This window comes from Pseudomonas sp. SIMBA_067 (genome assembly GCF_046534675.1).
GTDB classification, from domain to species: Bacteria; Pseudomonadota; Gammaproteobacteria; order Pseudomonadales; family Pseudomonadaceae; genus Aquipseudomonas; species Aquipseudomonas putida.
Map to the genome: position 1 here is coordinate 1 of NZ_JAWRYH010000536.1, position 267 is coordinate 267.

Consider the following 267-nt stretch of genomic DNA (forward strand, 5'->3'; position numbering starts at 1 on the left):
GGCCAGTAGGCCTGCTGTTACATTGATTTCGTGGCTGTAGCGATCAAGGTACGAATTGCCCTTGTCATGGGCGTAGATGAAGCGCCCGCGCACCTTGCCGCTGTCACTCAGCGGGCCGCTGACATCGACGTCCACCCGGCGGTTGTCCCATGACCCGACACTGGTGTTGAGCCTGGCCTGGAAGCTGTCGGTCGGGCGCTTGCGCACGAAGTTGACCGTGGCAGACGGGTTGCCTGCGCCGCTCATCAGGCCGTTGGCGCCATGCAG

At 63.3% G+C, this 267-nt stretch carries 1 pseudogene; it reads right to left on the reverse strand.

What is annotated here, in order from left to right:
* Window positions 1–267, reverse strand: a pseudogene (locus SB765_RS30220) (TonB-dependent siderophore receptor); the annotation flags it as partial.